The 18,658-nt window shown below is 63.5% G+C and carries 15 protein-coding genes and 3 pseudogenes; 8 read left to right on the top strand and 10 right to left on the bottom strand.

Annotated features, from left to right (window positions below):
• Positions 1-5: 5 nt before the first annotated feature.
• Positions 6-482: a winged-helix domain-containing protein gene (locus tag RZS28_RS19185; protein ID WP_407341233.1), complete on the bottom strand. Its 477-nt coding sequence runs from the start codon at positions 480-482 to the stop codon at positions 6-8.
• Positions 483-1,224: 742 nt separating this feature from the next.
• Between RZS28_RS19185 and RZS28_RS19180 the strand changes: the two genes are divergently transcribed.
• Positions 1,225-3,417, top strand: a complete 2,193-nt coding sequence (locus tag RZS28_RS19180; protein WP_318655275.1) for an ATP-dependent RecD-like DNA helicase — start codon at positions 1,225-1,227, stop codon at positions 3,415-3,417.
• A gap of 253 nt (positions 3,418-3,670) precedes the next feature.
• Here RZS28_RS19180 and RZS28_RS19175 read toward each other — a convergent pair whose 3' ends face one another.
• Positions 3,671-4,102, bottom strand: a complete 432-nt coding sequence (locus RZS28_RS19175) for a hypothetical protein (protein ID WP_318655274.1) — start codon at positions 4,100-4,102, stop codon at positions 3,671-3,673.
• A 725-nt stretch (positions 4,103-4,827) separates the two neighbouring features.
• On the opposite strand from RZS28_RS19175, the gene RZS28_RS19170 reads away from it, so the two are divergent.
• From RZS28_RS19170 to RZS28_RS19145, 6 genes are all read left to right on the top strand, one after another.
• Entirely contained in the window at positions 4,828-5,397 is a 570-nt protein-coding gene (locus RZS28_RS19170; protein ID WP_407341232.1) for a phospholipase D-like domain-containing protein, read from the top strand.
• Positions 5,398-5,620: 223 nt separating this feature from the next.
• Positions 5,621-6,265: a 50S ribosomal protein L11 methyltransferase gene (locus RZS28_RS19165; RefSeq protein WP_318655272.1), complete on the top strand. Its 645-nt coding sequence runs from the start codon at positions 5,621-5,623 to the stop codon at positions 6,263-6,265.
• Positions 6,266-6,384: 119 nt separating this feature from the next.
• Entirely contained in the window at positions 6,385-6,813 is a 429-nt protein-coding gene (locus RZS28_RS19160; protein WP_318655271.1) for an NUDIX hydrolase, read from the top strand.
• A gap of 333 nt (positions 6,814-7,146) precedes the next feature.
• Positions 7,147-7,899: an IS6 family transposase gene (locus RZS28_RS19155; RefSeq protein WP_318655270.1), complete on the top strand. Its 753-nt coding sequence runs from the start codon at positions 7,147-7,149 to the stop codon at positions 7,897-7,899.
• A gap of 618 nt (positions 7,900-8,517) precedes the next feature.
• Positions 8,518-10,767, top strand: a complete 2,250-nt coding sequence (locus RZS28_RS19150; protein ID WP_407341231.1) for a caspase family protein — start codon at positions 8,518-8,520, stop codon at positions 10,765-10,767.
• A gap of 740 nt (positions 10,768-11,507) precedes the next feature.
• Positions 11,508-12,437 carry a hypothetical protein gene (locus RZS28_RS19145; RefSeq protein ID WP_318655267.1) on the top strand — a complete coding sequence of 310 codons (930 nt, stop codon included), beginning with the start codon at positions 11,508-11,510 and terminating at the stop codon, positions 12,435-12,437.
• 16 nt (positions 12,438-12,453) lie between these two features.
• Here RZS28_RS19145 and RZS28_RS19140 read toward each other — a convergent pair whose 3' ends face one another.
• Complete coding sequence (locus RZS28_RS19140) at positions 12,454-13,401, bottom strand: FAD:protein FMN transferase (RefSeq protein ID WP_407341230.1); 948 nt, start codon at positions 13,399-13,401, stop codon at positions 12,454-12,456.
• A complete protein-coding gene (locus RZS28_RS19135) occupies positions 13,391-14,092 on the bottom strand; it encodes a hypothetical protein (protein WP_407341229.1) in 702 nt (233 codons plus the stop codon). The genes RZS28_RS19140 and RZS28_RS19135 overlap by 11 nt, the downstream gene beginning before the upstream one ends.
• 52 nt (positions 14,093-14,144) lie before the next feature.
• Here RZS28_RS19135 and RZS28_RS19130 point away from each other — a divergent pair, with 52 nt between their 5' ends.
• The gene (locus RZS28_RS19130; protein WP_318655264.1) at positions 14,145-14,279 is read left to right on the top strand and encodes a hypothetical protein; all 135 of its coding nucleotides are present in this window, start codon (positions 14,145-14,147) and stop codon (positions 14,277-14,279) included.
• Here the strand turns inward: RZS28_RS19130 and RZS28_RS19125 are convergent.
• From RZS28_RS19125 to RZS28_RS19100, 6 genes and pseudogenes are all read right to left on the bottom strand, one after another.
• Positions 14,274-15,014, bottom strand: a pseudogene (locus tag RZS28_RS19125) (nitric oxide synthase); the annotation flags it as partial. The gene RZS28_RS19130 and the pseudogene RZS28_RS19125 overlap by 6 nt on opposite strands.
• An 11-nt stretch (positions 15,015-15,025) precedes the next feature.
• A pseudogene (locus RZS28_RS19120) lies at positions 15,026-15,566 on the bottom strand (PepSY domain-containing protein).
• A 20-nt stretch (positions 15,567-15,586) separates the two neighbouring features.
• A complete protein-coding gene (locus tag RZS28_RS19115; RefSeq protein WP_318655263.1) occupies positions 15,587-16,057 on the bottom strand; it encodes a DUF2271 domain-containing protein in 471 nt (156 codons plus the stop codon).
• Between the two features lie 43 nt (positions 16,058-16,100).
• Positions 16,101-16,451, bottom strand: coding sequence for a hypothetical protein (locus tag RZS28_RS19110; protein WP_318655262.1), 351 nt, complete (start codon positions 16,449-16,451; stop codon positions 16,101-16,103).
• A gap of 90 nt (positions 16,452-16,541) precedes the next feature.
• Positions 16,542-17,895, bottom strand: a pseudogene (locus tag RZS28_RS19105) (sensor histidine kinase).
• Positions 17,892-18,563, bottom strand: a complete 672-nt coding sequence (locus tag RZS28_RS19100) for a response regulator transcription factor (protein WP_318655259.1) — start codon at positions 18,561-18,563, stop codon at positions 17,892-17,894. Before RZS28_RS19100 ends, RZS28_RS19105 begins: the two are co-directional and overlap by 4 nt.
• Positions 18,564-18,658: the final 95 nt, after the last annotated feature.

The following is an 18,658-nucleotide window of genomic DNA, read 5'->3' as shown; positions in this document are numbered from 1 at the left end:
AGCCCTTAAGCCGCTGCCTTTGTCTCATCGGCATTGACGGTAGACACTGATGCTGCTTTACGACCGCGCGCTTTTGGCGCCGCCCACTTGCCGTCTACATTTTTGGCGAGGCCCCGCTTTTTCAACGCTTGAAGCGCAAAGGACACCGTCCGATTGTTGATGTCCCGGCCTGTGGCCTTGACCTGCTCGGCGATCTCGGCGGCCGAAAGGGGGCCATGCTCGGCGAGGACCGCGGAGATCGCGGCGCCGATGGTCTGGCGCGCCTCGCCCGGTTCACTCGCCTCCAGCTTACCTCTGAGCTTCGGTTGACGACCTGCCTTTGGCCCCGGCTTCTGTTTCGCCTTTGGCTCCGACGCCGTTTTTGTCTGTCGCGCCGAGGTCTTTTCGATAGCCTGGAGCTCCCGCTCGGCGATGCGTAGGTCGCCGATCTTCGCCTCCAATTCGGCGATCTTCGCGTGGATGCGTTCGAGTACAGTGTCCATGATAAATTTGCTCCTGTTGATCGGGGGATGGGGAAGCTTGCTGTCGAAACAAGCCGAAAAGGCCACTCCCGCAAACTATGAGATGGGGGAGCGCCTACTCTGAATCCATTATTCAGTTCGCGCCCTTTGTAGGAATCCTTTTCCAAGGCGCGCGGTGAGTCGCACTAGTGAATCTTCGAATATATAGTGGCCGAAAAGTCAACAGTTGAATTGCAACAACACCGCTTGAGGTGTGAATTCCTAGCTGTGCAATTGCGCAGTTGCTTGACGTTACGCCAGCTATGGGTTCGTCCGGCGACCGTCGGACGGGCTGTGACGGAGGCCGAGACGTCGGCGCCCGTCATGGGACTCTCCGGCCATTTTAGGATCCGCCAGCCGATCTTGGCTGGCCAGGCCGACGCCGCTCTACAAGAATTTTACGCATGCGAGATCCAACCCGCGCCGCCCAAACGACTCAACCGGCGAGATGGCGCCGGCGTCCCCGCTTCCGCCTCCCAACGAGCATTCGCCGTCGCCGCATCGCGCGGCAGGCCTATTTGGTAGCCCACGATTCCGCGCAAACAATCATAAGAATTTCTCGGATTGTCGTAAGACATCGTTCCATCCCGAGCACTGAACAACTCGCTGACCATGACCAAACGAAAGCGCATCGGCCGCCACTGATGGCTTGGGCGTTATTGCAAGCGGATCGGAAGAGTCGTTTGATGTCATTTACTTCCACTTCCAGCTAAGGCAGGGAGCCTTGAAGTCAGCCGTCCCCGCCGCTTCTTCCCGTGAAACGCTCGTCGGCTCGGTCGAGCGGGTGACCTTTCACAATGAGGAGAATGGCTTCGCGGTCCTCAAGGTGAAGGCGCGCGGGCGGCGCGATCTCGTCTCGGTCGTCGGCCATGCGGCGTCGATTTCCGCCGGCGAATTCATCCACGCTGTCGGCGTCTGGCTCACCGATCGCACGCATGGCCTGCAGTTCAAGGCGGATCTGCTCAAGACGACACCGCCAACGACAGCCGAAGGCATCGAGAAATATCTCGGCTCCGGCATGGTCCACGGCATCGGGCCGAAGCTCGCCCAAAGGATCGTCGGGGCCTTCGGCGAAGCGACCTTCGAAATTATCGAAGCCAACCCAGAGAAGCTGAGGGAAGTGTCCGGCATCGGCGAATTCCGCGCCGGGAAGATCGCCGCGGGCTGGGCCGAGCAGAAAGCCGTCCGCGACATCATGGTCTTCCTGCATTCCCATGGCGTCGGCACGTCGCGGGCGGTGCGCATCTTCAAGACCTATGGCCATGACGCCATTCAGGTGATGACCGAGGATCCATATCGGCTCGCCCGCGACATTAAAGGGATCGGCTTTCGGACCGCCGACGCGATCGCCATGAAGATGGGCATGACCCGCGTGGCGCCGCAGCGGGTTCGGGCCGGGATCTCCTTCGCCCTGCAGGAGGCGACCGACGAAGGCCATTGCGGGCTTCCCATCGAGACGCTCATTGAGCTCGCGATCAAGCTCCTCGAAGTCGACAAGAACATCCTTAAATCGGCGTTGGAGCATGAGCTCGCCCATGACGAGGTCGTCGCCGACGCGATCGGCGGAGAGCCCTGCATTTTCCTGCGCGGCCTCTATCTCGCCGAACGGGGCGTCGCCGACCGGCTTCTATCTCTCGCCCAAGGCTCACCGCCATGGCCGGCGATCGACGCCGAAAAGGCGATCCCCTGGGTCGAGAAGAGGACAGGCAAGGTGCTCGCCGCCTCGCAGCGCACCGCGATCGGAATGGCGCTTCAGGCGAAAGCGGCGGTGGTCACCGGCGGGCCCGGCGTCGGCAAGACGACGCTGCTCGACGCCATCCTGCACATTCTCGCCGCCAAGGGCGTGAAAATCCTCCTCGGCGCACCGACCGGGCGCGCAGCCAAACGGATGACGGAGCAGACCGGCCTCGAGGCGAAGACCATCCATCGGCTGCTCGAGATCGATCCCATGCACGGCGGGTTCAAGCGCAACGCCGAGAATCCGCTCGACTGCGACCTGCTCGTGATTGACGAGACGAGCATGGTGGATATTTCGCTGATGTTCGCCGTCATGAAGGCGGTCCCATCCAGAGCGGCCCTGCTGCTTGTTGGCGACGTCGACCAGCTCCCATCGGTCGGGCCGGGCCAGGTCCTCTCCGACATTATCGCTTCCGGCGCGATCCCCGTCGCCCGCTTGACCGAAGTGTTCCGTCAGGCCGCCGAGAGCCGCATCATCGTCAACGCCCATCGGATCAATCGCGGCGAAACGCCGGAATGGCCGAAACGCGGCGAAGAGTCGGACTTCTGGTTCGTCGAGGCGAAAGATCCCGAGGATGGCGCGGCCAAGGTCGTCGAGCTTGTCCGCGAGCGCATTCCACGGCGGTTCGGCCTCGACCCGATCCACGACATCCAGGTTCTGTGTCCCATGCAGCGCGGCGCTCTCGGCGCGCGTTCGCTCAACGCCGACCTTCAGAAGGCGCTCAACCCCAACCCGTGCGCCCGCATCGAAAAATTCGGCGCGGTCTTCGCGCCGGGCGACAAGATTATGCAGACCGAGAACGATTACGACCGCGACGTCTTCAACGGCGACCTTGGGACGGTCCTGCGCATCGATGAGGCTGAAGGCCTTCTGATCGCCGGCTTCGACGGCCGCGAGGTGGAATATCCCTTCGGCGAGCTTGATGCGCTGCTTCCCGCCTATGCGATGACGATCCACAAATCGCAAGGATCCGAATATCCGGCCGTCGTCATGACTCTTGCGACGCAGCATTACACGATGCTGGCGCGAAACCTCGTCTATACCGCCGTCACGCGTGGCAAACGCCTGGTGGTTATCGTCGGCCAGCGCCGGGCTATGGCGATCGCGGTGAAGAGCGGGGCAGGGCGGCGACGTTGGACGAAACTCGAAGAGTGGATGAGGCCGGCGCGAAGGAGCTGACGGACTATTTTGCAGATAATGCTCTAACGCAGCGACGGCTATAATCGATGGCGGCGCTCGCCCGGATTGCGGCTCCCGGAAAATGGCGCGGGTTTGGTCGTTGGCTGCAAGCGGCGACGCCTCAGTTCGATCATGAGAACAACCTGACAAAAAGAGGCGTGACCCGCGCAACGCGACCCTGCTCTTTGCTCATGCGCGCTTTGAGCATATTGGGCGCCGCGGTCTCGAGGCGTAAACAAGCGCGCTGAGACGACTACCCGAATTTGTAAGGCCCGAGGAACAGATCGCCGAGCGCCTTCCGCATGCGCAGCGTTAGCCAGCGCTGGCGGCGATGCTCATCCCGATCATGCAGCAGGTGGCAGCGCTGGCAAAGCGCCTTCAGATTGCGCGGACCGTTGTTTGCTGGATCATGGTCGAGATGCGCCGTCGCCAAATATACGCGTGTGGAGCGGACCTCAGCCAACGAGATTAACTCGAGCCCATGCCGCAAAAGCCGGCCCTGGCCGTCGCGCCACGACGAGCGCTCTGCGTCCCACCAACGTCCGTCGCCGAGGCAGAGGACAATCCGGCCATGCGGCCGCGCGCAATGTTCGCAGCGGCCTTTCGCCCGCTCGAAGCGGATTACGATCGAAAGCTCCCGCCAATCGATCGGATAGAACCAGCGAAATTGCGGCCGGATGGGCATGTTGAATCGATTGCCGAAAACTGATGTTCACGACAAGATCCTGAAGCGATTGACGGGTCCGGCAGCGCAAAGACCTCAAATGCGCCAAAACCCGGCGGTTTGGCTGCGCAGGCGTTGGAGGCAAGACAATTGACGTCCGGCGGCGAAGTTTCGAAGGCAGTTGCATCGGCGCGCCTCAGACCGGGTTCCACAGGCGGAGCGGCTCGGCGCAAACGGGGGAATGCTCGGGACATCGCGGCGGGCGACCTGGGCGCAGGAGCACACGGCGGGGATCATTCACGGTCGCGCCTATCGGAGCTGACGATTGCAACCGAGAGCGCTGCTCTTGCGCCCGCCACCAACCGGTGGTAGAACAAACAACGAACAGGAAAGCCGGATGCGCAGCATCAGGGGATCAAATTGATCGTCCGGGCAGCCGTTTGAGATCATGAAAAATGCGGGGGCAAAGAGGGGATATTCCATGGGAACGACAATCACAAGCGCGTGGCGTCAGCCCACGCGATCGCACTATCGGATCGAGTTCATCCGTCACATGGACGGATTTACGGAGCCTGAAGTCTTGCACGTTGTCTCCGGCGCGTTTGAAAGCCTCGACGACGCCGTTGCCGAGGGAAATCAGCTCTGGCCCTCCATTCACGACGCGCGCGGGGCCGAAGGCTTTCGAGTCTCGCCAAATGGCGGAAAGCCGATCGCGCATCGATTCCGCGGCGATTCGCGCCTTTAACATGACTCCTCGCCGCATCGTCTATGTCATTGCAGCAGCGGCCAGCCTTCTCGCTTTGACGACGGCCGGCCCTGCCATGCGCCTGCATAATGATGGCGCCGCGCAGGTTGTCGCCGAGGCGCCCGCCCTCCACTATGCGCCGGCCGAAAACCTGGAGCATATAGACGTGGCCCTCATCGATCAGGCGAAGAAAAATATCGATTTTGCCGCCTATGTGCTGACCGATTTTGCCGTCATCCAGGCGCTTACGCGAGCCGCTGACCGTGGCGTCGCCATTCGCGTCTATCTGGATGGCGGGCAGTTTGGTTCTCGTGACCCCAAGCAACCCTTCTATGACTTGAAGCTGACGCCTGGCGTTGTAATCAGGAAAAAGCAACCGGGCGAGGCGCTGATGCACCTCAAAGCGTTCCAGATCGACGGACGCGTCCTGCGCACCGGCTCCGCCAATTTCTCACCGTCCGGCCTGAAGCGGCAGGACAATGACCTCGTGGTCATTGAGAGCGTCAAAGCGGTCGACGCGTTTAAGCGGAATTTCGATCGAGTTTTTCAGACCGGCGAGGCGCTGCAATGATAGTTGGAGCGACGCGGCGCGCAGCGTGAAGGCGGTGGCGCAGCGAACTAAACATAATGTTGGCGCGTCGCGCTTTAAAGTGACCCGGATATTGTTGTGGCGACGGACAGCAGAATGCGATTTCCGCTCTTCCAACAGGTCTACCCTGGATGTGAACGTTGACAGGGCCAACAAATGACTGCCGAATAACGACCAGGTGTATTTAATTTAGGTTGGGCGTGGCTTGAACAAAGATTGCAGCGCTTTCATCCGCGCCAACACCAGGCTCTCGCAGGTCCCTCTGACGCCGCGTATAAAACTCTATCTCGCTGAAGAGGGGACGGAACTATGGCGAAAGACTGAGGATGAAATTGAGCGAGGGCTTGGCCCGCCACCCTTCTGGGCTTTTGCCTGGGCCGGAGGCCAGGCACTTGCACGCTATATCTGCGATCATCCCGAACTGGTAAGGGGAAAAAGAGTGCTCGATTTGGCGGCGGGCTCCGGGCTTGTCGCGATCGCCGCGGCGCGGACTGGGGCAAGTGAAGTTGAAGCCAATGATCTCGATTGTTTCGCCGGGGCGGCGATTGCGCTGAATGCAATTGAAAACGCGGTGATCATCAAAACGCGGCTCTGCGACCTGGTCGGCTCCGAGCAGCCATGGGATCTTATTTTGGCGGGTGATGTTTCCTATCAGCCTGATATGGCCGCGCGAATTACAATTTGGCTGGAAGATCGCGCAAGGAGTGGAACCCCGGTTCTCATTGGCGACCCGGGGCGCGCTTATCTGCCCCGAGAAAAGCTTTGCTCGCTCGCTTCCTATGATGTTCCGGTCCCGCTGGCTTTGGAAGACGCCACGATGAAGCGGACAGACATCTGGAGCTTTCTCTGAAAGCCTAGAATTTTCGCCGCGGCGCACCAAGGTGTGGCGCCCCAATCAGGGGAAGACCGATTTCCAGAAGCAAATCTGCTCCGAAGCCCAGCTTAGCGGTCCGCCTTCAATATGGCGCTTTGCCTTACCGCCTGACGAAATCAGGAGCTCCTGAGATTCTTCTCGTCACCACAAGGCAGACGAAGCGGTGGATCATTCCCAAAGGCTGGCCCATCAAAGGACTGACGCCGGCGAAGTCGGCCGCCCGCGAAGCTTTTGAGGAGGCCGGGGTGTGGGGCTCGATCAAGACAAAGGCCATAGGAGTATTCTCCTTTAATAAGCGCCTGGATGAGGATGGAATTGTCATTCCCAGCGAGGTGCGCGTATTACCCCTGCTGGTGAAGCGGCTGAGTAAGACCTGGCCGGAAGCTGAGCAGCGCGATGCACAATGGTTTGAGCCGGCGGCGGCGATGTCTTTGATTGAAGAGGAAAGCTTGCGAATATTGATATCCTCTTTCTTCGAACATCTGGCTGCCGGAACATTGGCGTCAAAGGCGCCCACGCGATAGGGTGTGGCTTGAAGATTGCGGCGGATGAGGTCCGCCGGGCCTTTCAAGACTATGGAAGGTCCTTTCCAATTCGCACAGGCAAATGGCGGAGGTCCAGGCTGCTAATCCGGCGCCAACGTTCGGCGGCTGAAGCCCGAGAAGCACACGCAGTTGATGGGGGAGCAAGCAATTCCTGATTTGACCCTTGGGATAAAATTTCGGGTCCGCTCGCGGCTGCGGAAGACGCGCTCGCCCGGCTCGACGAACGGCCGCGGGCCTGTCGCAAATTTTTTTCGCGTTTACGAAATTGTCAGGCGGAGGGCTGATTTTGCTCCTGAGTGGAGGAGCGTGGCCGTGATCCTGATTGCAATTGTCGAGAAGCCCAAACGCCAGTCGAAGGGCGACTTCAAAGGACGCCATTTCGAGGCCTGGCTGATCATTCAGGCGGTGACCTGGTATCTGCGCTACCCCTTGAGCTATCGCGATCTCGAAAGCATGTTCCTCGAGCGCGGTTTCGAGGTCGATCACAGCACAATCAACCACTGGGTACTCGCCTATGCGCCGCTGATCGAAAAAAGGCTGCGGCTGTTTCGACGGCCTCATTGCGGCTCGATTCGAGTCGACGAGACCTACGTCAAGATTGGCGGGAAATGGCGCTATCTTTACCGGGCGATCGACAAGCGTGGGGTACCGATCGACTTTTTGCTCGCGGCGAAGCGCGACGCAGCTGCCGCGAAGCAGTTCTTCCGCAAGATGCTCGAGGATCAGCCTTTGCTGGCACCCGACAAGTTCGGCACGGACGGAGCGAGCGTCTATCCGGCGACGATTTCGGATGCCGTGGATGCGGGCTTGATCCCTCCCAATCCGCTGCATCGGGTCTCGAAACATTTTCAGCAAGGCATCGAAAGCGACCACTTCCGTGTGAAAGAGAACATGCCGAAGGTCGGCGGCTTCCAGTCGTTTCGAACCGCGCGAAAGACGATCGCCGGTTTCGAGGCGATGCTCTGGCTGAAGAAGGGCTTCGACTTCGCCGGCGAGTGGACCGTCCGCAAACAGAACAAACTGCTCTCCTGCTGCTTCGGACTCGAAATGGTTAGTGAAGGCTGAAAATCAGTCCCCAGGAGTCTTCCCGCGACTATTTTACAAGTTGGCGACAAGCCCGTTCGGCGCCGTGGTTCGATTGATCGGCGACTACAGCGCCACCGGGGCCAACGCTGTTAAGATCGATGTCCGCCCTGCAACGGCGAATTCGCGACGGATCGCGGGGTGGCCGACCAACGGGATTTATAAGTTCTCCACGCATGCGCACGGCTTCTTCGAGCTCAGTTTCAAACTTGAGCGCGGCGTCGCCCTGCCGTTGCACACGGATCGCGCCCGCATCGAAATTCCAACAGTGCCCGGCATCGGCAATTGCCGATGCGCGACGCACGGCTCCTGCGTCATAACGCGATCGCCTAGCCAAGGGGCTGATCCTGAAGAGAAAAGCAGACCTGCGAGGAATCGAATACATCTAAGGTTTCGAGGGCCTGACGGCGCTTGACCCCAAGCCGCCGAATGGAGAAGAACCTATTTAAGCGCATTCTGACAGCGGCGACCCTGCTCGGCGACAGGCTTGTCAGGCGTCTTTAACTTTGCTTTCGGGTGGCTTCGTTTCATTCAAGTCTCGTTCATCACCCCTACCTTAGCATCGCTGTAAACATTGATTCTTTCAGCGGCAGGACCACCATGAAAACCGTTTCGGAGCTGCTGTTGGCTTGCTTTGTGCTCAGTTTATTTGCGCTCACCTCACCATTGCGGGCGGACGAAAAACGCATCGCATTTGTGGTCGGCAACGCCTCCTACCAGGCGGGTCCGCTCGCCACTCCCGCCAATGACGCGGGCCTCATCGCCCAGACGCTGCAGGCGGCCGGCTTCGACGTCGCCGGCGCGCGCGACCTCGATGGCGAATCGTTGCGCGCCGCGTTCCGGGACTTCCTCGACAAGGCTCAGGCCTCGGGACCTGACACCGTCGCGTTCCTGTACCTCGGCGGTTACGGCGCGCAGCTCGACGGCGAGAATTATTTCGTGCCGGTGGACGCGAAGATCGCGGCCGCCACGGACGTGGCGGTCGAAGCGCTGCGCGTCTCCGATTACACGAAGCGGCTGGCCGGGCTTTCCCTAAAAGCGAGTTTTGTCGTCCTCGACGATGCGAGAGTTTCCCCATTCGCCAAGTCAGGACAGCCTTTGGCCGGCGGTCTGGCGCTTGTCGATGCCGAACCGAACATGCTGGTGGCATTTAACGCCGCCCCAGGCACGGCCGCCCCCGCTGAGGGTGGACCCTATGGCGCCTATGCGCGGGCGCTCGCCGAAATGATCCGGGAAGGCGGTCTGTCGCCATCGGAGGTCTTCGAAGGGGTGCGTTTACGCGTCAACGAAACGACCAAAGGGGCGCAGGTGCCTTGGGACGCATCCAGGATCGCGGCGCCCTTTGTGTTCTTTGAGCGCGCGCAGAACGCGCCACCCCCCGCTCTCGCGCCGGATCAGGTCAACGCAATGCGCGCGCGACCGCTCCGCGATTTTGGGGCGCCGGACGCCTACGCCGCCGCGATCGAGCGCGATACGTTGCAAGGCTATGAGGAGTTTCTCGCAGCCTATCCAACGGGTCCCCTGGCCAATCGTATCCGCGCCTTAGTGGCCGCCCGCCGCGAGGCCATGACATGGCGGCGAACCTGCCTCGTCAATACGCCAGACGCCTACTGGTCGTATCTCAACCGGTATCCGCGCGGCCCGCACTCGCCCGGCGCGCGCCGGCGCCTTTCGACTTTGGCAGCTCCCGAGGAGCCGCCTCACTCCTTCTCGGCGATCATTTACGACGTACCACCGCCACCCCCTGCGGAGATTGTCTATATCGATCGTCCGGTGCTTGTCTTCGACGATCCGGCGTTCGACTTTGCACCGCCGCCGCCAATCGTCTTCCTGGCGCCGCCGCCACCTTATCTTATCTTCTTGCCGCCGCCGCCGCCGCTCGCACTTTTCGTGCTTCCGGTCCCAATATTTGTTCCGGTTCCAGTTTGGATCAATCCGCCCGCCTATGTGGCGCCGCCCCCTGAAAACGTCATCTTCAATAATATCCACAACGCAACCATCATCAATAACAACACAACCATCGTTAATCCGGACAGAGTGAATGTTCCCCTGTCCCCAGGTCTACCGGCTGCGGTTGGCGTCGGAGCTGGAGCGGCGGCGGCCATCGCCGCGAAAGTCGCCCTTCCGCCATCCGTGGCGCAAAAAGCGGCGACAATTGGCGATCGTCATCCGGGACCTCCGGGAATGAATTCGGGCCAGCCCATGTCAGGGGCGCCTCTGGGCCAGCCGGGCCCCATGCCGTCAACTCGCTTGGCGCCCGGCGACGCATTGCCAGGTGCGAATGGCAAGCCGTTGCCGAGGCCCGGCGGACAGCCAGCGGCGCAAACCCAACAAAAGCCTCAACCGGCATTGCCGGGCGGTCCTCGACCAACCCCGGGAGCCTCGTCACAAAACGACCTATCTGCGGCTCATGCTTTGCCGAGTGGCCACCAACTTCCCCCGTTGCCCGGCGGACACGTCGCGCCAGGGGATGCCAGGCACGGCCGGGCCACGCCACCTGGAGCGCATCTGTCGCCGGAGCAGCAATTGCTGAAAAAACCGCCCGTGGGCCAGGTTCCCCCGCAGAACGGATTCGCTCCATCAAGGCCGAACGGTAAACCCGTGGTTACCGGGCCTACCTCCACCATCGTTCCTAAACTGCAACAGCCCCAGCAGCCTCCGCGGCAATTTCAACAGTGGCGGCAGCCGCAGCCGGCCTATCAGCCGCCGCACGCGCCGCAGCAACCCCAACAATGGCGGCAGCCGCAGCCAGCCTATCAGCCGCCGCGCGCGCCGCAACAACCCCAACAGTCGCGCCCGCCTCAACAGCAGCGAGGTTGCGGCCTGCCTGGGTTACCGCCCTGCCACTGACGGTAGTGGTGCAAACTTCCAAGCGCTGCTGTTTTTCAGTCTAGGAAGTTTGCACCACTACCTCGGCCACAGCGAAAGTTCCACATCGTCGCGGCGACATTGCAAAGCTAACGGGGCGGTGAGTGAGAGCAATCATTATCCCGCGCAGCAGGACAGCTTCGCGACATCCGAGAGCATGCAAAGTAAGTGGGGGGCGGTAAAGTTTTGCGGCTAAGCTTCTTGTCTTTAGCGGGGGGTGGAGCAGTGTAGAAGCTGGTGTGGCGGGTGAAGCTTGTGGCCGATTCTGACGATGGGGCGGCCTCCGAGGTCGAAGTCTCTCGGATCGAGAGGGCGGACTGGGCTTTCCCTGAAGCACTCGGCCTGTCGCTGGGCGAAGGAAAAAGACTTACCGCGGCCATCCAGACCGAAATCGTCCGCTCGCAAGCGGCAATAATGGGCGAGCGTTACCGATGCTGCGAGCACTGCGGATCCAACCTGTCCACCAAAGGATATCGGCAGATAATCTTTCGATCCTTGTTCGGCGAGGTGCCGTTGCGCGTCCGGCGGTTCCAGATTTGCCCCTGCCTCGAGGTCCTTCCCCAAGCGCCGAAAAGTTTTTCGGCGCTTGCGCTAGAAGGCTGCGTCCCGCCTGAACTCGCATATGTGACCGCCAAATTCGCTGCCCTGGCTCCCTTCGGAAAAGTCGCCGACTTCCCCACCGAGATGCTACCCGGGGCGGGGGCGCGGTCAACGCCGGCACGGTGCGCAATCGGACCCGCCGGGCCGGCGAGCGCATCGCGCGGCTGCGTCTGGCCGGAGCCCTAGATCCCGACATCGACGCAGTGACCCCGGCGGTTGTGATCGGGCTCGACGCCGGCTACCTGCGCTGCCGGCATCGTCGTCCCGAACGCAACTCTGAGGTGATCGCCGGCAAGGTGCTCAACTTCGATGGATCGCAGCATCGCTTCGCTTTTGCCCGCAAAGGCAATTCCGCGAGCGAATTCGCCGCCGCGATCGTCAGCGCTGGCGTCCGTCTCGGCACCCCGGCGACGGTGCTCTCGGACGGCGACGCAGGGCTGTGGAAATTGCAGCGACAGGTCGTGCCCGAGGCGACACTCGTCCTAGACTGGTGGCACATCGCCATGCGCTTCGAACACGCCTTGCAGTCGGCACGAGGCATCGGTCAAGGTACGACCAGCGCCTACCTTCGTACCTACGCTGTTCGCAATCTCGAGAGTGCCAAGTGGAAGCTCTGGCACGGCGGCGCGAGTGCCTGCCTCGGGCGTTTGGCAAAATTAGCGAACAGGCTCGATTGCGGTCACGTCCGCGACGTCCGAAGTGCGGTCGCCGCCCGGCGCCACGTCAATGATCTGATTGAACATCTTCATGCCAACCGGCACGCGCTGGTGAACTATGGGCGCCGTCGAAATGAGGGATTGCCTATTTCGACGGCCTTTGTCGAAAGCGCGGTCAATGAGATCCTGTCGAAACGCATGATCAAGAAGCTACAGTTGCTCCGGAACCGATGGACCGTGCAGCCCATTCTCAACATGCGCATCGCAGTTCTCAATAAGACGCTCGGTGGCTCGTTCAGGCTGCTCTATGCCGCCTTCCAAGCAGAAAATGATCATGATGTCCCGTCCGTCGCAGCCTTACAAACCCCACGACTTCGCATGCTCTCTGCCTATTGATGATACTTCGAGTCCTTCACCGGATGGTCGACATGAGACGGCCGTCGGCGCGCACCAGCAGGGCTGCGAGGCCAAGGCGAGTGGCTAGCTCCAGCCCGTGATCTGCGCCTGCGACCATAAGGGCCGTGGCCCATGCGTCGGCCGCCATGCAGGTCTCGGCGAGGACGGTGACGGCTGCGAGGTCGTTCTCAAGCGGTGCGCCGCGGCTCGGGTCCATCGTATGCGACAGGCATCGTCCGTCCACCTCGACCAAGTGGCGGTAGGCGCCCGATGTGGCGACTGCGGCGCCGGAGAGTTCGAGCACGCCGAGGATGGCGCGTTCGCCGGGATCGGGCTTTTCGTGGGCGACCGCCCAGGGGCGTCCATCGGGCTTGAGGCCCATGGCGCGCATCTCGCCATCTATGCCGACCAACCAGGAATCGAGGCCGGACTGTTGCGCCTCCCGCGCCAGTTCGTCGACGCCAAAGCCCTTGGCGATGCCCGAGAGATCAAGCCGCAGCGGCGCGAGGCGCCGCGCGCGGCAGGTTGCGAGGTCAAGCTGCAGCGTCTTCGGCGCTTCGAATGACGCCCGCCCCGCGAGGCTTGCAATCTGCCCGGCGTTTGGCGCGCGCGATCCGCCTCCAAAGCCCCAGGCGCGGACAAGGTCGCCGACGCCAATGTCGAAGGCCCCGCCCGAAAGACGGCCGATCTCAAGTGCGGCGGCGAGCACGATTCCGAGTTCACGCGGGATCTCAAGCCAGGCGCCGATCGGGGCGGCGTTGAGGCGTTCAAGATCGGAATCCGGCCTCCATGTCGACATCTGCTGTTCGACGCGATCGACGGCGCCCTGAAGTCGGCGGCCGAGTACGGCCGCATCGAAGTCGTCGGCGGCCCAGAAGGCGGCGGACCATCGCGATCCCATGGTCGGGCCGTTCAGCACGCGACGGCGAAGCGCCGTAGGACGGGAGAGCGTTTCAATAGACATCTTCGACATAGCGCCCAGAGGATTTGAGAACGGCGAGGTCAAGGCCAAGCGGCTGGACGACCGGGTCGAGCGCGTGGGTGACGGCCTGCGCCATCTCGCGCCCCCCACACACCAGAATCTGCGCGCCTTGCCGGATCAGTTCGCGCAAGCGGGGCGCGTCCGCGGCGATGCGGTCCTGCACGTAGGCCCCGCCGTCAGGGCCGCGCGAGAAGGCGGTCCTGAGGGAGGTCAGGCGCTTTTCAGCCAAGTGCCGGGCGAGTTCGCGCTCGTAGAGAAAATCCGACGCCGCGCTGCGGCCGCCCCAGTAGAGATGGACCGGGCGACAGGCTTGATTGGCGCGCACGAAGCCAGCAAGCGGGCCGATGCCTGCGCCCGCGCCGATCAGGATGAGCGGCGCGTTGCCCCTGGTTGGCCGGAAGGCGAGGTTTTCGCGGACGAACGCCTGAATGAGGTCGCCGGGCGCGAGAGCATGGAGGAAGGTCGAGCAGAGCCCGCCCTCGCGCAGCCGCACGCAGATTTCGAGCACGCCGTCGCGCGCCGACGACGCCAGCGAATAGAACCGCGGCATCGGGCTGCCCGGCGGCAGGACGCCGGCGAGATCGCCCGGCTCGAACGACGGCAGGCGGCCGGCCTTCGCGCCAGTTCCGCCGAAAGCGCAGAATCGCAACCGGCGCGCCGACGGCGACGCCATAATCCTCGCGCTCGACGAGTTCGAGCGCGAAAGTCTTCGGCGGCTCGCAGACATGCTCCAGCTCGAGATCATGACCGAGCGCGGCGCCGAGGCCATGGCCCCATTGCGCGAACTCCTGCGCCGAGCGGCGATCGATCCGCTTCATCGGCAGGATCTGCGGCCAGCCCTTCGCCGCGATCGCTGCTGAGACGTCATCGGCAAAGCCGCAGAAGCGCCCGAAATTGCGGTCGCCGAAGCCGAGCACGGCCACCGGGACGGGATCGTTCAGGGCGGCGAGGCGCGCGAGGAAGTTCTTCGCCGAGGCGGGCGCCGCGCGCGCGTCGCCGCAAGTGGCCGCAAGGATCAAGAGACGCCCGGCGCGTGCGTGGGCCGGCGCCAGATCGTTCATTGCCCCCGTATGGACTTGGTGGCCAGCGGCGGTCAGAGCCGCGTGCAGCGTCGCGGCGAAGCCCCAGGTCGAATTGCCTTCGCTGCCTACGAGGATGATCGTATCGGCGGAGCGGGCGGAAACATTCCTCGCTATGCGCGGCCTGGCGGCGCGGCGGCGGCGCCATGACAGGAAACCTGTCGTGGCAAAAACCGGGACCGCGGCCGCCGAGAGGCCGAGCCACAGGCCGATGGCCCAGGCGCCGCCCCGTGTGGAGCATACGCACCAGATCCTGGATGCGGTCGAGCGTCGTCGCAGGCGCAAAAGCGAGGGCAGCGCCTGTCGCCGGATCGATCCGCGCTTCTCCCGCCGAACTGCGCAGGCGGTAGCCGTCCGTGCTGTCCCCGGGCGCCGGAAGGTCAGTTCGCGCAAGTCGGCGACGTCGGCGACCTTGAGCGCCGCGAGAGTCCCGACGGGCGCTGGCGCCCGGCGCTCGCAACGACGTCCGGGATCGCGGCTTCGCTCGGGGATGAAGCCAAAACTGCTCGCCGACATCCAAAGTCCGGTCAGAGACGACAGCAACAGGCCGGCGGCGGCGAGACGGCCCAGCGCGCCGTGCCAGCGCTGCGCGGGCGCGCCCGGATCGGGCGAAACAGCGCGCGCGGTCCGCCAAGACGTCGGACGAGCATGACCATGCCCGACGCCGTCAGCGCGAGCATGGCGAGCGCGCTAATGCCAGCGGCCGCTCGGCCCACGTCGCCCGCCAGAAACGAGCGGTGCAGGTTGGTGATGAAGCGGAGATTTCGACGCCCGGTAGTCGCCGAGCCCCATCCCGGTGGCCGGATCGACCCGCTCGACGCCGGCAATGTCGCCATCGGTGAAGGCGACGGTGATCGATCCGTCCGCCCGTTTGCGGATCGAGTCGATGCTTTGGTGGCGGGCGGCGACCGCCTCGGCCAGAGCGGCGACGCTGACGCCGCGCGCGATTGCGGGCGTCGCCAGACGGTCGAGCGGCGGCTCGACGGAGAGCGCCGCCCCGGTGAGGGCTATCACGGCGAGGCCGAGCGCAAGCGCGACGCCCGTTAGCGAGTGAAAACGGCGAAGCATGGCGGGATGTTCCGATCGGTTTAGAAGGAGACCGAGAGGGACTTCACGTAGCCCTTGCCCGGGACCGGCTTGCCGGAAGTTGGGGCGTCGAGCGGCAGGACGGCCTCGGAGGGATTGTCCCTGCCGTCCTCGACCGCGGTGTCGACGTGGAGCTTGTATCCCGCGTCGATCATGGCGTCGGCGAGGTCGAAGCTCATCTTCAGCGTCTTGCCCGAGCCGATGCTCGCGCCGGTGACGCCGTCGATCTCGGCCGGCGCGCCGCCCGAGGCGCGCTGCCAGTCGGAAAGATGCCGATAATATTTCGCCTTGCCGCCGGCCATCCAGAGGGTGCCCCTGTATTTGCCGGCGGCATCGGTGACATAGAGGACGACATAAGCGCTGTTGCCGCCATAGTTCTTGAGCGTCGTCTCGATGGTGATCTGGCGGGCCTCGGCGAAGCTAGGCGCGATCAAGGCTGCGGACGAGGCGATGGCGGGCAGGACGAATTTCATCGGTCTGTTCCTCGAAGGGGATTCGGGCGGGCGCGGCGGTCGTTCAATGGACCTCGACCTTTGGACGGGCGTGGCCATTGAAGAGGCCATTGTCGGGAATTGGCGCATTGGGATCGGTCGGACCGGCCGGCGGGATCGCGCTGCGGCCGCCGCCTTCATCGTCACCGTCGTCGTCATCGTCATCCTCTTCATGGTGGCTTCGCGCGGTATATTCCCGCCCGTGCGATTCTTCGGCGAGGAGGAGCGGAGCCCGCTCCGCGTCGGCCGCCTCGACGCCGTGACGAGCTTCCTGGCGATCGCCATCCAGAAAATCGTGGTCGGTCGCCGCCAACGCGACGCCAATGGCGACTGTGGAAAGGAGGAGCGTCGCTCCGATCAAAACGGGTTTCTTCATGGGATATCTCCGGTTGCATTGACCGGAGAATTGTCGCCATCGCGCCTGACGGCCGCCTGAAGGAAAAGCTGATTTGCGTTCAGCTTCCCGTCAGGCTTGCGGCGATGGCGTGGCGAAGCGCACTGTGGCGCGCAAGCCATCGGCTGCGCCGGGGATCGGCGAGGCGAGGTCGAACGTGAGGCCCGCGCCGCGGCAGATGGCGGCGGCGATCGCAAGGCCAAGGCCCGATCCTCCGACCGCGTCGGGCCGCGCTCGAACGGCCGGACGAGCCGCTCCAGCTGTTCTGCCGGCACGACGGCGCCGTGATTTGAAACCTCGAACAGCCCCTCTGCGAGCCGCACCGAGACGGGCGCATCGGGGGCGCCATGCTTCAGCGCATTCTCGATGAGGTTACGGGCGAGAATCGCGAAGGCGTCCGGATCGAGATCCGACAGGGGGCCGTCGTCCGGCGTGATCGAAACGGCCAGCGCGTCGCCGCGATCGGTCAGGCGGTATATCTCCTCGATGACGTGGCGCAGCACCAGGCCGAGTGGCGCCGGGGTCTCGGCGAGAAGGCCGCCGCCCTCGGCCTTGGCGAGTTGCAGGAGCTTCTCGGAGAGGCGCGCGGCGCCGCAGGGCGGTCGCAATGGAGCGGGCGCGGTCGCTGGCCTGGCCTTCGGGCAATTCGGCGATGAGGCGCTGGGTCTGCGCCAGCGCGGCGGCGATCGGCGTTCTGAGTTCATGGGCGCTGTTGGCCGTGAAGCTGCGCTCCGTTTCGAGCGCGCCGCGCAAGCTCCATCAAGGCGTTGACCGACGCCGCGACGGGCGCAAGCTCGTCCGGCAGCCCAGCTGCGGCGACGGGCGCGAGATTGCCGCGGCCACGCGCTTCGATCGCCCGGCGGAAGACGATCACGGGCTTCATGGACAGCCGGATCGTGAGCCACACGCCAAGCAGGGCGATCGGCACGAGGGCGACGAGGGGCCAGATCAGGGCCGCCACAGCGCGCCGGACCGCCGCCTCCCGGTGGCGCAGGTCCTCGGCGGTGGTGACGAAGATGGTTCCCCGGACGGCGGCCTCGGTATAGGTGCGCAGCCGGTCGGTGGCATGGTAGCCGGGCGCGAGGCCGCCCGGAATGTTCATGAGGTCGGCGCCGCTGGACTGGAGCAGTTCGCGCCCCTCTTTGTCGCGGACCACATAGGCGATGTATTCCCTGTGGGGACCAATCGGCGCCATGTGCTGGGTCGCGCCGCCTTCCTCGCGCGAGAGCAGCTCGGAATAGGCGAGAGGCAACACCCGCTGTGCGACTTCCTGCAGCGCGCTGTCGAACACCTCGTCGATCTCGCGGCGCAGCACGAGGCCGGCCACCGTCGCGGCGGCGAGCCAAAAGGCCGTGACGGCGGCGGCGAGCCATAATCCGATGCGTCGGCGCAGGCTCCATCCGGCGGACGGGCGCCCGCCGCTCATGCGCGCGTCCTTGGCGAGCCGAGACGGTAGCCCATGCCGCGAACGGTCTCGATCGCCTCCGCTCCGAGCTTCTTGCGCAGGCGCCCGATATAGACTTCGATCGTGTTGCTCTGGATCTCGGCGTCAAAGGAATAGAGCCTCTCCTCGAGCTGCGATTTGGAAATCAGCTGGTTGGGGCGCTGCACGAAGGCTTCGAACAGGGACCACTCGCGGGCGGTCAACTGAATCAGCCTGCCGGTGCGCCGGACGGAGCGGGCGGCGAGGTCGATCTCGAAATCGCCGAAGGCGACAAGCGGATTGGGATTGCCGCTATAGCGCCGTCCGACCGCGCGGATCCGCGCGGACAATTCGAAAAGGTCGAAGGGCTTGATCAGATAGTCGTCGGCGCCGACATCAAGGGCGGCGATGCGATCCGAGATCTGGTCCAGCGCCGTCAGCACCATCACCGGCGTGACGTCGCCTGCCGACCGCAGGCGTTTCAGGAAGTCGAGACCGCGTCCGTCCGGCAGCATCAGATCGAGCAGGATGAGCTCAAAGGCGGCGGCATGGATCGCGTCAACCGCTTCGTCGAGACGCTTCACCCAGTCGGCGGTATGTCCGTCGTCCCTGAGCTGGTCGCGCACGGCCATTCCAAGGATGGGATCGTCTTCGACCAAAAGAATGCGCATGCGTCGCCTCGGCGTGTCTTGTGCAAATTTATCCTGCCGGGCTGGCGAAGTGATCCTAGAATTGTTTGAGTCGTTCAGGAAGGCGTCAGTTTGGC

The sequence above is a fragment of the Methylocapsa polymorpha genome (genome assembly GCF_045689225.1).
GTDB classification, from domain to species: Bacteria; Pseudomonadota; Alphaproteobacteria; order Rhizobiales; family Beijerinckiaceae; genus Methylocapsa; species Methylocapsa polymorpha.
This window is presented reverse-complemented; position numbering and strand designations above follow the sequence as displayed.